The sequence below is a fragment of the Mycetocola manganoxydans genome (assembly GCF_003667545.1).
Classification (GTDB): Bacteria; Actinomycetota; Actinomycetes; order Actinomycetales; family Microbacteriaceae; genus Mycetocola_A; species Mycetocola_A manganoxydans.
This window is the reverse complement of sequence record NZ_RCUV01000008.1, coordinates 1-12,836: the sequence shown is the minus strand read 5'-3', so window position 1 is coordinate 12,836 and position 12,836 is coordinate 1. Positions and strand designations below refer to the sequence as shown.

General features: G+C 66.5%; 13 protein-coding genes and 1 tRNA gene. 8 read left to right on the top strand and 6 right to left on the bottom strand.

The features are described 5' to 3' along the window. Positions 1-17: 17 nt before the first annotated feature. A complete protein-coding gene (locus D9V29_RS08150; RefSeq protein WP_121672839.1) occupies positions 18-437 on the bottom strand; it encodes a DUF5997 family protein in 420 nt (139 codons plus the stop codon). A gap of 106 nt (positions 438-543) precedes the next feature. Here D9V29_RS08150 and D9V29_RS08145 point away from each other — a divergent pair, with 106 nt between their 5' ends. Next, on the top strand, positions 544-1,314 hold the full coding sequence (locus tag D9V29_RS08145; protein WP_121672838.1) for a LysR substrate-binding domain-containing protein: 771 nt from the start codon (positions 544-546) through the stop codon (positions 1,312-1,314). Positions 1,315-1,324: 10 nt separating this feature from the next. On the opposite strand, the gene D9V29_RS08140 is transcribed toward D9V29_RS08145, so the two are convergent. Then, positions 1,325-2,422: a VIT1/CCC1 transporter family protein gene (locus tag D9V29_RS08140; RefSeq protein ID WP_121672837.1), complete on the bottom strand. Its 1,098-nt coding sequence runs from the start codon at positions 2,420-2,422 to the stop codon at positions 1,325-1,327. A 254-nt stretch (positions 2,423-2,676) separates the two neighbouring features. Here D9V29_RS08140 and D9V29_RS08135 point away from each other — a divergent pair, with 254 nt between their 5' ends. Together D9V29_RS08135 and D9V29_RS08130 are read left to right on the top strand one after the other, a co-directional pair. Next, positions 2,677-2,919 carry a hypothetical protein gene (locus D9V29_RS08135; protein WP_121672836.1) on the top strand — a complete coding sequence of 81 codons (243 nt, stop codon included), beginning with the start codon at positions 2,677-2,679 and terminating at the stop codon, positions 2,917-2,919. Between the two features lie 61 nt (positions 2,920-2,980). Then, complete coding sequence (locus D9V29_RS08130; RefSeq protein WP_229790459.1) at positions 2,981-3,352, top strand: MmcQ/YjbR family DNA-binding protein; 372 nt, start codon at positions 2,981-2,983, stop codon at positions 3,350-3,352. Between the two features lie 77 nt (positions 3,353-3,429). Here D9V29_RS08130 and mgrA read toward each other — a convergent pair whose 3' ends face one another. From mgrA to D9V29_RS08115, 3 genes are read right to left on the bottom strand one after another with little or no spacing between them, the layout of a single operon-like run. Next, on the bottom strand, positions 3,430-4,497 hold the full coding sequence (mgrA, locus tag D9V29_RS08125) for an L-glyceraldehyde 3-phosphate reductase (RefSeq protein WP_121672834.1): 1,068 nt from the start codon (positions 4,495-4,497) through the stop codon (positions 3,430-3,432). A gap of 44 nt (positions 4,498-4,541) precedes the next feature. After that, positions 4,542-5,063 carry a MarR family winged helix-turn-helix transcriptional regulator gene (locus D9V29_RS08120; RefSeq protein ID WP_121672833.1) on the bottom strand — a complete coding sequence of 174 codons (522 nt, stop codon included), beginning with the start codon at positions 5,061-5,063 and terminating at the stop codon, positions 4,542-4,544. Further along, positions 5,060-6,745 carry an MDR family MFS transporter gene (locus D9V29_RS08115; RefSeq protein ID WP_121673020.1) on the bottom strand — a complete coding sequence of 562 codons (1,686 nt, stop codon included), beginning with the start codon at positions 6,743-6,745 and terminating at the stop codon, positions 5,060-5,062. Before D9V29_RS08115 ends, D9V29_RS08120 begins: the two co-directional genes overlap by 4 nt. Positions 6,746-6,965: 220 nt before the next feature. Here D9V29_RS08115 and D9V29_RS08110 point away from each other — a divergent pair. Then, a tRNA-Arg gene (locus D9V29_RS08110) sits at positions 6,966-7,038 on the top strand. A gap of 181 nt (positions 7,039-7,219) precedes the next feature. Here D9V29_RS08110 and D9V29_RS08105 read toward each other — a convergent pair. Continuing rightward, a complete protein-coding gene (locus D9V29_RS08105; protein WP_121672832.1) occupies positions 7,220-8,863 on the bottom strand; it encodes a xylulokinase in 1,644 nt (547 codons plus the stop codon). A 378-nt stretch (positions 8,864-9,241) separates the two neighbouring features. On the opposite strand from D9V29_RS08105, the gene D9V29_RS08100 reads away from it, so the two are divergent. The 4 genes from D9V29_RS08100 to D9V29_RS08085 are packed head-to-tail and all read left to right on the top strand — an operon-like array spanning position 9,242 to position 12,693. Then, positions 9,242-9,976, top strand: coding sequence for an ATP-binding cassette domain-containing protein (locus D9V29_RS08100; RefSeq protein ID WP_121672831.1), 735 nt, complete (start codon positions 9,242-9,244; stop codon positions 9,974-9,976). After that, positions 9,976-10,800 (top strand): hypothetical protein, encoded by an 825-nt coding sequence (locus D9V29_RS08095; protein WP_121672830.1) that lies wholly within the window; start codon positions 9,976-9,978, stop codon positions 10,798-10,800. The genes D9V29_RS08100 and D9V29_RS08095 overlap by 1 nt, the downstream gene beginning before the upstream one ends. Positions 10,801-10,825: 25 nt before the next feature. After that, the gene (locus D9V29_RS08090) at positions 10,826-12,031 is read left to right on the top strand and encodes a sensor histidine kinase (protein WP_121672829.1); all 1,206 of its coding nucleotides are present in this window, start codon (positions 10,826-10,828) and stop codon (positions 12,029-12,031) included. Continuing rightward, positions 12,028-12,693, top strand: coding sequence for a response regulator (locus D9V29_RS08085; protein ID WP_121672828.1), 666 nt, complete (start codon positions 12,028-12,030; stop codon positions 12,691-12,693). Before D9V29_RS08090 ends, D9V29_RS08085 begins: the two co-directional genes overlap by 4 nt. Positions 12,694-12,836 lie beyond the last annotated feature (143 nt).

Genomic DNA, 12,836 nt, shown 5'->3' with positions numbered 1-12,836 from the left:
CCGTTCCCGGCGTTCGGCTACTGCTTCTCCTGACGCGCCTTCTCCTCGGCGAGGGCGCGGCGGCCGGCATCGCGCTCGTTGATGCGGGTGTTCTCTGCGCGGACCTCGGCCTGGATGGCTCGCTCGGTCACGAGCCACTCCGGCGGTGCCGCGAGAAGGTCGGTGATCTCGGCGGTCGTGAGGGCGGCATCCGTCATTTCGGCGCGGGCGAGACCCGACACGGAGATGCCGAGCTTGCGTGCGACCTCCTGGCGCGGGTGCGGGCCGTTCTTGCGCAGTTCGACGAGCCACTCCGGGGGCGATTCGAGAAGCTCGTTGAGCTGGTCGCGGGTGATCGGGCCGGTGCGGAATTCCTCGGGCATTGCGGGCAGGTAGACGTTGAGCTTTTTCGCTGCCGTCTCCGGCTTCATCGTCTGGGGGGTCTTGTTGGAAGCCATGACCCCAGCGTAACCGGTGGGACGCGCCGATCACGCGGGCGACGGCATCCGTAATACCCTGTGACACGACCGTTGTCATTGCGAGGACGGCAGGAGAGGGAATCCCATGGACGCCGAACCCACGGCCGAACGCCTCTTCACGGTTGCTTTCGTGCCCGGTGTCACGCTCGCGAAGTGGTCGAAGGTGTGGGCCGAGAGGCGCCAGGACCTGCCCTTAGGTTTTGCACCGACGGCGGAGGCCGAGCAGGTGAGCATGCTGCACGACGGCACTGCCCAGGTCAGCTTCGTGCGGCTCCCGGTCGACAGCGCGGGCCTCAGCGTCATCCCGCTCTACCGGGAGATCCCGGTCGTCGTCCTGCCCAAGGAACACGAACTCTCGCTCCAGGAAACAGTCACGGTGGCCGAGCTTGCGGGGGAGCACCTGCTGCAGAACCCGGACTCCGTCCCCGAATGGCGTGACGTCGCGGACGAGATCCGGGATGGCACACGCCGGCCGCTTCCCGACATCCGCACCGGAGATGATGCCGCGGAACTCGTCGCAGCCGGTGTCGGCGTCGTCATCGTGCCGCAATCGGTCGCCAGGCTGCACAGCCGCAAGGACGTGGTCGCGCGCCCGGTGACGGATGCCGCCGAGTCGCAGATCGCGCTCGCCTGGCTCGAGGACAACACGACTCCGGACGTCGAGGAGTTCATCGGTGTCGTCCGCGGGCGGACTGCCCGCAGCTCACGTGCGCCGCAGGAGGAGCCCGAGAAGGCTCCGCCGAAGGAGCGCAAGCCGCAGCAGAAGCCGAAGGCGAAGCCGTTCACCCCTCGGCAGGGCCGCGCGCCCAAGAAGCTCGGCAAGGGCCGCAACCGGGGACGCGGCGGACGCTCCTGAACGGTCGCCGCTACGCCACCGTCGTGCCGAACAGCAGCCCGAGCAGATAGGTCACCGTTGCGGCGCCGTATCCGATCGCGAGTTGGCGCAGCGCCCGTTTGAGCGGTGACGCCCCTGACAGCACACCGACGGTCGCGCCGGTGATGAGCAGCGCGATTCCCACGAGGACGGATGCCACGGCGACGGCGGTGAGACCGGTCAGCCCGAAGAGATACGGCAGCACCGGAATGATCGCCCCAGAGGCGAAGAAGAAGAAGCTCGAGACGGCGGCAGCACGGGCGGAGCCGACTTCCTCATGTTGGTCCTGCTGGACCGACACACTGCCGGTGTTGATCCCGACGTGCACGCAGTCGAGACCGTTGAGGACCTCGTGGGCGTGCTCCGCCGCCTGTTTCGGCGGCATGCCGCGAACCCGGTAGACGAGCTGGAGCTCGTTGGCGTCGACGTCGAGCTGGGGCAGCACCCGGCGCGCTGTGGGATCGGGGGTGGTCGACTCGAGCAGTTCGCGCTGCGAGCGAACGGAAACGAATTCGCCCGCTGCCATCGACAATGCTCCGGCGAGGAGCCCGGCGATACCGGCGGCGAGGACCACTCCGGTGCCGACGCCGGTTGCACTCATGCCGAGAACGAGGGCGAGGTTGGAGACGAGGCCGTCATTGGCGCCGAAGACGGCGGCGCGGAAGGTGCCCGAGATGCTGTTTCGTCCGCGGGCGGCGAGGCCGCGCACGATCTCTTCGTGCAGTCGTTCGTCGGCCGCCATCGCGTCCGTGGCGTCGGCATCCGCCTCATAGGGGGAACGGGATTCGGTGCGTTGCATGAGGGCGAGCACGAACACCGAGCCGAACCGGCGTGCGAGAAACCCGAGCAGCCGGGTGCGCAGGGCGGTGCGGGTGGGGTCGTTCGCGTGCTCCCCGAGCAAAGCGATCCAGTGTGCTTCGTGTCGGCGCTCCGCTTCGACGAGTCCGAGCAGGATCGCTCGCTCCTCACCGGTGCGACGCCGTGCGAGTTCACCGTAGACCTGGGCCTCGGCACGTTCGTCGGCGAGGTACTGGCGCCAACGTCTGATTTCGGTCGGGGTGGGTGTTCCGCGGGTGGGGGACTCGGTCACAGTGTTCTCCTGGTGCTGGTGACCAAAGCGGCAAACCGTCTTCGGCCATCGTCAAACGTATGGCCGAAGGTCTCGCTCGCCCGCAGGAGCGGGTGGGCTGCCGGGTTGTGAAAACCAGTATGTCGACAGACCGCGTCGCCGTTTCTGGAGTGAAAGCGGCGGTGGGAACTACTCCCCTTCGCGCGTCCCAGTCTACCGCAGTAGTTAGAGGGATGCCGGGCCTGCGGAGGCGGGCGAACGCCTACGCTTGAGCCATGGCACGAAGCAAGAAACCGCGGGAGAGCATTTCGGATGCCGGTGGCTTCACCAACTGGCTCAACAATCGGCTGCGTCCGTACATCGGACCGCCGCCGCTCGGGCCATATGGTGAGGATGCGCTACCGCCGGCCTCGGAATCCGCCTGCCCGATCTGCGGGCAGTCGATGTCGCTCCACAACGTCGATCGCACCGGAGTGAAGACCCAGTTGCGCTGCCCCACCGCTCCTCCCTCCTCCTGACACCGACCCCTGCCAGAGGCGGATCGGCGCGCGTACAATCGCGGCCATGGAGCATCCTGCGGTGTTTGACCCAGCTGACCCGGTCGTCGCCCGCGTTCGTGCCATTTGCGTCGACTATCCGGAGTTCGCCGAGGTCGAGGCGTGGGGTCGTCCGACCTTCCGGGCGGGCAAGAAGCTCTTTGTGGTGATGGGGTCGTCGATGGACCGACCGCACACGATGGTGTTCAAGCCGGACCCCGATGAGCGCCCGGCGCTTCTCACCGACGACCGCTTCTTCGTGCCGCCCTATTTCGGTCCGGGAGGCTGGCTCGGAATGGATCTGTCCGTCGAGCAGACCGACTGGCAGTTCGTCGCCGAGCTCATCGACACCTCATACCGCCAGGTCGCCCTCAAGCGTCAGCTCGCCGCTCTCGACGACCTGCAGCTGCGGTAGCAAGAACAGTGCGCGCACACGAGAACGGATGCCGTCCCGCTTGTGTGCCGGACGGCATCCGTTCTTCGTCGGTGCGATCAGAGATCGCTGGACTGTGCCCAGATGTTGACGCCGGCGTCGCCGGCGAACTCGTCGATGCGCGTGAGTTCGTCATCGCTGAACGACGTGTTGTCGAGGGCGGCGAGGTTCTCATCGAGCTGCTCGATGCGCGAGACCCCGATGAGAGCGCTCGTCGCTCCGCCCGGGCGCAGCACCCACGCGATCGCCATCTGAGCGAGCGTCTGCCCGCGCGATTCGGCAATGTCGTTGAGTCCGCGGAGCCGGGCGAGGTTGTCCTCCGACAGGAAGCTGTCGTTGAACGAACCGCGCGGTGTCGCGTGTTCTGCGTGCGGATCGGCCAGGAATTTGCCGGTCAGGAGCCCCTGGGCGAGGGGCGTGAATGCGATCGATCCCATACCGCCGGTTCGAAGGGTGTCGAGCAGCCCCTCCTCGACCCAGCGATTGACGAGGGAGTACGACGGCTGGTGAATGACCAGCGGAGTGCCGAGGTTCTTCGCGATCTCGATGGCGCGTTCGGTGCGCTCGGCGGAGTACGACGAGATCCCGGCGTAGAGGGCTTTGCCCTGCCGGACGGCGGTGTCGAGCGCTCCGATCGTCTCCTCGAGTGGGGTGTCCGGGTCGACCCGGTGCGAGTAGAAGATGTCGACGTAGTCGGTGCGCAGGCGCTCGAGTGATTCGTCGAGGCTGTTGAGCAGATACTTGCGCGAGCCGAAGTTGCCGTACGGCCCTGGCCAGTGGGGCCAGCCCGCCTTCGTCGAGACGATGAGTTCGCTGCGATACGGGCGGAAGTCGCGTGAGAGCATCCGTCCGAAGTTCTCCTCGGCGCTTCCGTTCGGCGGCCCGTAGTTGTTGGCCAGATCGAAGTGGGTGATGCCGCGGTCGAAGGCGTGGCGCAGGATCTCGCGTTGCGTGTCGAACGGGCGGTTGTCGCCGAAGTTGTACCAGAGGCCGAGCGAGATCGGCGGGAGCAGCAAGCCGCTGGCACCGACTCGGCGGTAGCCCAGGTGGGTATAGCGATCGGATGCCGCCTGGTACGGCGCGTGGATGTCGGGAACGGATGCGTCGAAGCGCACGTCGTCGGGCACGGTGGTCTCCTCAGTTAGACGGGTCAAGAACCTGTCCGTACAGGCTATCGACCGTCGGTTCCCCCGGCGGACGGTTGCATGCCGACGCCACCGTCCTCCTCGATCGTCGTGACGAGTCGCCCGAGCTGTGTCGCGAAGCTCTCGAGTTCGTCGACCGACCAGCTCGTCAGCAGCGGATACATGATCGTGCGGCTCGTCGGGTTGACCTCGAGCATGCGCCGCGTGCCTTCCTCCGTCAGAGTAAGGAAACGAACACGCCCGTCGACCGGGTCGCTGCGTGTCTCGACGAGACCGAGTTCTTCGAGCTGCCGGACCTGCCGGCTGATCATGCTGCGATCCACCCCGAGCATGTCGGCGGCGACGCTGGACTGAACGCTGCCGCACCGTTCGATCATCCTCAGCAGACGGAATCCTGCCGGTGGGAGCGAGGGATCGATGGCTGTGGCTGCGTTCTTCACGACGACCTGAAGTCGGCGCGACAGCGCCCCCATTCGGTCCTCCACGGCGAGAAGCGCGTCGGCGTGCCTGTCGTCCGTGGCGTCACGGGCGTCCGACGGATCGCTCATTTCGATCCCTCGCGCGTCGCGGGTTCGCCCGGGCTCACGACCCGGTTCGAACCGGTGGGGTGAGCGAGGCCGACCGCCGGGAGGGCGACGCTCGCTGTTGACACGTCGATGAGGATGTCGCTGGCGTCGTCAGCGTCGCGGGCGGGCGCAGCCGGTGCGCTCGACTGCTTCTTGAGCTGCACGGCGTTCATCGTGCCGAGCGGGGAGTTCGGAATGAAGATCACGGCGATCAGCGTAACGATCGTCAGCGGAACGGCGCAGAGGAAAACGAAGCCGACCCCGGTCCCGTACGCGCTCTCGACCACGGTTTTGAGGACATCCGGCAGTTCGGAGATCTGAGGGATCACGCCGCTTCCGAGGTACTTCGCCGCGCTGAGCTGGTCGGCGGGTGCGAGAGCGGCGATGTTTTCCCTGACGCGCTGCGCCACGACCGTTCCGAGAATGGATCCGAGGACGGAGACGCCGATCGTTCCTCCCAGGCTCCGGAAGAAGGTGACGGCGCTGGTCGCGACGCCGAGGTTCTTGACTTCGATTGAGTTCTGCACGACGAGGACAAGGTTCTGCATGAGCATTCCCAGCCCGGCACCGAGGACGGCCATGTACACGCCGACGAGGACGAGGTTCGTGTCGTAGTGCAGGGTGCCGAGAAGGACGGAGCCAAGCACCGTGAGCACGGCACCGGTCACCATGATTGCCTTCCACTTCCCGCGGCGGCTGATGATGCCTCCGAAGACCGTCGACGAAATCAGGAGACCAGCCATCATCGGAATGGTGAGCAGGCCGGACTCCGTGGGAGTCGCGCCCCGGGCGAGCTGCATGTACTGCGCGAGGAAGACCGACGTGCCGAACATGGAGACGCCGACCGCGATGCTGGCAACGACCGAGAGGGTGAAGGTGCGATTGCGGAACATCCCGAGCGGAATGATCGGTTCGCGCGCCTTGAGTTCCACGATGACCGCTGCGATGAGGAGTAGAAGGGAGCCGGCAACCATCACGAGGCTCTGGACCGAGACCCAGTCGAATTGCGATCCCGCCAGCGAGACCCAGATCAGAAGGAGAGAGACGCCGCTCGCGATGAGGATCGCCCCGAGATAGTCGATGTGGACCTTCCGTTTGGGCTGTTTCGGCAGGTGCAGGGTCGATTGAAGCAGGATGATCGCGACGATCGCGATCGGCAACGCGATGAAGAAGTTCCAGCGCCAGCCGAAGGCATCCGTCACGAGTCCGCCGAGGAGAGGCCCGCCGACGGTACCGACCGCCATGACGGCGCCGAACAGGCCGGCGTACTTGCCGCGGTCACGCGGGCTGATGATGTCGGCCATGATGATCTGGCTGAGCGCCGCGAGGCCGCCGCCGCCGAGGCCCTGGAAGACACGGAACAGAATGAGCATGTCCGTGTCCTGCGAGAAGCCCGCTGCGGCAGACCCGACCACGAAGAGCCCGAGCGAGAGCTGGATGAGCAGCTTGCGGTTGAACAGGTCGGCGAACTTGCCCCACAGCGGAGTGGACACGGTCGTTGCCAGAAGCGTGGATGTCACGACCCACGTGTACGCCGACTGGTCACCTTTGAGTTCGGAGATGATGAGCGGCAACGAGGTCGCCACCACCGTGCCGGCGAGGATCGACACGAACATGCCGAGGAGAAGACCAGAGAGGGATTCGAGCACCTGGCGCTGGGTCATGGTGCCGTCGGCAGACACTGTCCGCTTGGGTGGTCTGGTCTTGCTGGCGCGTGTGGTTCGGGACATCGGACTCCTGCTCGAGATGATTGACAACGGTCAACTATATTCGGGAATAGCTGGGAGTGCGCCGAGGGGCCCTGCGGATTGGCGCGCGGCGTCGAGGTCATGTAGTCTCTACTACGGCCTGCAAGAGACTCGGTTTCTTTGCGGCCAAGCCCATGCGCCCGTAGCTCAACGGATAGAGCATCTGACTACGGATCAGAAGGTTAGGGGTTCGAATCCCTTCGGGCGCACAGAGCGAAACCCCGGAAAGACTCCACGTGTGGATGTCTTTCCGGGGGTTTTTTTCGTTGGCCTCATCGCCGGGGGATGTCCCGGGCTCGATTCAGAACGGCTCCGCCGGCCGACTACCCGGGCGCGTGTCGCCCAGGTAGTCGATCCAGATGCCGCAGCGTGCCGATGGCCGGCCGGAGATCAGTCGACGGATCCCTTGAGGGGGAGAGCATCGACGGCTGCGCTTTCGACGGCGAGACCGTCGCGGTAGCGCTCCAACCAGGCCGCAAAGCCGGCCACGTCGGCCGAGTTAGGCGCAACCGTGGCGAACTCCGCATCTCCGAAAACGCGCTCGTTGAGGTAGACGTCGAGATCCACGCCGGATTCCGCGGCGGACACGAACGATGCCAGAACGGCGATTCCCCACGCACCGCCCTCGGATGCCGTCGCCGCGACCGAAACAGGCGAGTCGAGCGCGCCGGCGAGGAATCGCTGGGCAACGCCAGCCGTGCGGAACATCCCGCCGTGGGCGAACATCTGGTCGAGGGCAACGCCCTCACCGTCGAGCACCCGCATACCGAGTGCCAGGGTGCCGAACACGCCGTAGAGCTGGGCACGAACGAAGTTCGCGAGGGTAAACGTGCTGTCTGGCGCGCGAACGACGAGCGGCCGACCTTCGTTGAGGCCTGTGATTGGCTCACCGGCGAGGTAGTTGTACGCGAGCAGGCCACCGGCATCCGCATCTCCCGTGAGGGCCTCGCGGAAGAGGGCGTCGAAGACCTGGTCGTTGTCGAGGGGAACGTTCGCGGCTGAGGCGAAGCGGCCGAACAGCCCGGCCCAAGCGGCGAGTTCGCTCGCGCCGTTGTTGCAGTGGACCATCGCGACCGGGTCGCCTGCAGGCGTGGTCACGAGGTCGAGTTCGTGGTGGACGTTCTCGAGTGGACGTTCGAGGACGACCATCGCGAAGATGCTGGTTCCGGCGCTGACGTTTCCCGTACGAGGGGCAACCGAACGGGTAGCCACCATGCCCGTGCCTGCGTCACCCTCCGGTGCGCACAGCACGGCGCCGGCCTGCAGGGCACCCGTCGGGTCGAGGAGTGCGGCGCCCGCCAGCGAGAGCTCGCCGGCGGCCTGTCCGGCGACGAGCACCTCGGGGAGGATGTCCGCGAGCTTCAGCTCAGGACGCTTCTCAGCCACGAGGACGTCGTAACGGGCGAGGAGCTCCGCGTCGTAGTCCTTCGTCGAGGAGTCGATGGGGAACATCCCGGATGCGTCTCCGACGCCGAGAACCTTGCGCCCGGTGAGCTTCCAGTGCACGTAGCCGGCGAGGGTCGTGATGAAGTCGATCTGCGGAACGTGCGCCTCATCGTCGACGACGGCCTGGTGCAGGTGGGCGATCGACCAGCGAAGGGGGATGTTGACTCCGAAGAGCTCGGACAGCTCCTCCGCTGCAACTCCCGTCGTCGTGTTGCGCCAGGTGCGGAACGGCACGAGCAGCTCTCCGTTTGCATCGAAGGCGAGGTAGCCGTGCATCATCGCTGAGACGCCGATGGCGCCATAGCCGCTCGGTCGAACGCCGTGACGTTGTTCGGCATCGTCGAGGAGCGCCGTGTGTGCTGCCTGGATTCCCGACCAGACCTCCTCGAGCGAGTAGGTCCAGAGCTGATCGACGAACGAGTTCTCCCAGTCGTGCGAGCCGACGGCGAGAACCAGCGACGGGTCGTCGTCGCTGATCAGGCAGAGCTTGATCCGGGTTGAGCCCAGCTCCATCCCGAGTGACGTCCGCTGAGCGGTGAGCGCGTCTGCGGCGTTGCGGGGGGCGGAAGTGGCGAGGTCGTCGTCCATGGCGGGGTTCCTTCGGTGTGGCTGATGTCCGGTTCTCTAGTCACTCGAATCTAGGGCTTCGAAGCAACCTCCGCATTTCCGGGAGAGCGATAGCCCGCCGATGGGGTGCGATCGTAGAGGTAATTCTGGCCACAGCGGATGCCGCGTGGCGATTACCGCGCGACCGTCACTTCTCGCAGAACGCCGCGTCGACGGCATCCGCCAGGGCTCCGACAGCGAGAGCGCTCGTGGCCGTGATTGCGGCGGTGCGGCGTCTCATGGGAGGAGTGGCCGGCGATGCGGTTGTGGCCTGGACACAGCCGCCCCAGCCGCGAGGACAGGATGAGGACTGTCCTTGCGGATGGGGCGGTGGCGAAGGGTTCGCAACACGCTGGATCCATGACGAAATCCACCACTCCAGCTCTCGCGATTCGCGAGCTGAGTAAGTCCTTCTCCGGCTACCGAGCCGTTGAGAACGTCTCCTTTGACGTGCTCAACGGCCGGGTCGTCGGCCTGCTCGGCCCCAACGGTGCGGGTAAGACCACCACGACGCGCATGATCCTCGGCCTCGCCGCTCCTGACAGTGGGGAGGCACTCATTCACGGACGCTCCTACCGCGACCTCGAACGACCGGCCAGGATGGTGGGAGCCGTCCTCGACGCTGCCGGGCTGCATCCGGGACGCACCGGTCGTGAGCATCTCCGCATCGCCGCCGCGCAGATCGCCGCTCCGCCGGCGCGGATCGACGCCGTCCTCGACGAGGTCGGTCTCGCCCCGGCCGCGAACCGCCGCGTCGCCGGATATTCGCTCGGCATGCGGCAGCGTCTCTCGCTGGCCGCTGCGCTTCTCGGTGAGCCGTCGATCCTCGTTCTCGACGAACCCGCCAACGGGCTCGACCCCGCAGGGATGCACTGGCTCCGTGAGCTGATTCGTTCGTTTGCGGATGCCGGCGGTTCTGTTCTCCTCTCCTCTCACGTGTTGTCCGAAGTGGCACTCGTCGCCGACGACATCGTCGTGATCGCCCAGGGCAGGGTCGCGGCTGCAGGCGAACTGCAGTCGACCGTCGCCGCCCATGGTGGAGATCTCGAGAGTTTCTACCTCGACCTCACAGCTACGAGTGCGGGGGTGCGCTGATGTTCCGCGCCGAAATGCTCAAGCTCACCACCACGCGGGCGACAAAGGCGGCGGTCGCCGTCGGGGTAGCAGGTCTCATCGCTACCCAGGTGACTCTGGTCACCGTGCTCCCCGCCCTCGCCAGCGGCGCGATCGGCCCTGGCCGCGAAGCGCTCGGCGACGACCTTCCGGCATTCGACCTGACGACCGGAGCTGCGCAACTCGCCGCGGTCAGCCCGCTCGGGTCGTCGACAGGAGCAGGATCGATCGGCATCGCCGTTCTGGCAGTTCTCATCCTCGGCGTCCTCGCCGGCACGACCGACTATCGTTTTGGCGGCATCGTTCCCACCGCGCTGGCACAACCCAGGCGCGGCCGGATCCTGACAGCGAAAGTCCTCGCGACGGCGCTCGCCGGGCTCGTTGTCGGCGTCACCTACGCCGCAGTCAGCCTCGGCACGCTGCTGGTCTCGCTCCTGCTCGCTCGGACCGAACTCGCGGCGAGCCCGCTCGAGCTCGCCGGAGTGCTCGGTGGTGGCGCGCTCGCTGTCGCCCTGTTCGCTCTCCTCGGCCTGGCCATCGGCATCCTTGCCCGCAGCCAGCTGGCCGGCGTCCTGGTCATGCTCGGCATCCTCCTGTTCGAACTGATAGCTCAGGCGATCATCCAGCTCGTCACAGGCACCCTCCCCGCCTGGGCGCAACTGATGCCGCTCTCCTTGGGGCAGGCGGCGGTATCGAGTGGCGCGACCGGCGGCATCCCGCCCGTCACCGCTGTTGCTGCGCTCGCGGCCCTCGTCGCCGTCGTTGTCGCTGCGGCGGGAGTCGCCCTGCGATCCCGAGACATCTGAGTTCGCCGTGCAGCACAATGGTCCAATGAGGACCCCACCCCGTCAGAGCAGCGTTCGACACGCGCTCTGGCGGGGTGCGCCTGTTGCGCTGACAGTCCTGGTCGGAGTCGGCTATCTCCTCGCGGTCGGCCTGATCGACGGAGCCGCGACGGAGGAGCATCCGCTCATGCTCGGCGTTCTCGTGCTCGCGCAGGCTGCGGTTCTGCTGCCGCGCGCCCGAACCCCTTTCCTCTCCCTCGCTGTCGTCGTCGCGCTCGACGCCGTCATCCTCCTGCTGTCGTCGGGGGAGGTCAGCATCGGCACTTTCGCCGTCATGGTCGCCGTCTACTCGTACTGCCGTGAGCGACGTGACCGCCCGCACGTCGCCGTGCCAACTGCCCTCGCCCTGGCCTCGATCGCCGTGACCCTCGTCGCCGTCCAGTCGAGCGACGAGGTCCCTGGCGCCTGGGCACTGCCCTTCTCGATCTTCCGCGGGGCGATGGCGATCGCGTTGCCCGTCGTCCTCGCCGAGATCGTCGACGGGCGCGCCCGCCTCGTCGAGGCGCTGCGTGAACGAGCGGATGCCGCGGAGCGCGAGAGAGAACGGCTCGCCCAGGATGCGGTGCGCGAAGAGCGGGCGCTCATGGCGCGCGAGTTGCACGACATCGCCGCCCACCACCTGACCGGGATCATCGTCAGCGCCCAGGCTGCGGGAGCTTTGCGGTCGAGGGACCCGGAACGTGCCGGCGAATACATCCGCCGCGTCGAGAGCGATGCTCGCACAACGCTCAACAATCTGCGTCAGACGGTAGGCCTGCTGCGCACCGAGAGTGAAGGCTCGCTCGCCCCTGCCCCGTCGATCGAGCATCTGCCCGCGCTGGTCACCGACGCTTCTGGGTCAGGGAGTCCCGTCTCGTTCTCCGAGATCGGAACACCCCGAGAGCTCGGCCCCCTCGCCGGGATCGCGGTCTACCGAATGGTGCAGGAATCGCTGGCGAACGCCCGCCAGCATGCGCCGGGCGCATCGTGTTCCGTCGAGCTTGAGTACGGCGAGAGCGCGCTGCGCGTCACCGTGAACAACGAGCCGGTTCCTGCGGAACGCGCCCCCAGGCATCCGTCTCGGGATGGCTTCGGTCTTCTCGGGATGGCAGAGCGCGCTGAGCTCATCGGAGCCGCTCTCCGCACGGGGCGAACTTCGGACGGCGGGTGGACGAACCGCCTCGAGATCCCTTACGACGGAGTCGAATCATGATCACTGTTGCCATCGCCGATGACCAGGCGATCGTGCGTGCCGGCCTGTCCGTCATCCTCGACAACGAAGCCGACATCCACGTCGTCGGAGAAGCGCAAGACGGCCACGAGGCAATCGCGCTTGCTCGGGATCAACGTCCGGATGTGATCTGTATGGACATCCGCATGCCCGGGCTCGACGGCATCGCGGCAACGCGTGCGATCACCGCCGACCCCGGCAACACCACGAGCGTGCTCGTCGTGACGACGTTCGATCTCGACGATTATGTCTTCGGTGCGCTGGAGGCGGGTGCGGCCGGGTTCCTTCTGAAGGGTGCCGACGAGACCACGCTGCTCGGTTCGATCCGCTCGGTTGCTCGCGGCGACGGCACCCTCGACCAGAGGCTCACCCGACGGGTGATCACGGAGTTCGCCAACCGGAGGTCGGCAACGGTTCGTCCCCCGTTGTCGCCGTCTGTTCCGCTCACCGCGCGCGAACTCGAGATCCTGACGCTACTGAGCGAGGGGCTCTCGAACTCGGAGATCGCTGGTCGGCTATTCATCGAGGCGACGACCGTGAAGTACCACCTCGCGGGCATCCTCACGAAGACGGGGGCTCGCGACCGGCTCCAGGCCGTTGTCTGGGCTTTTCAGAACGGGGTGGTCTCGCCGACCGGTGAGTGACGGGCTTCGATTCACCACAAACCGCTCCTCGACGAATCGATTGGCCCCAAAAGGTTGTTCGCGGTCGGGCGAATTCTAGGTAGTCACGCAACACCGGTGTTTGTGTGTGGGTTTAAGAGTAGTTTGTCGAGTCGTTCGGCGGG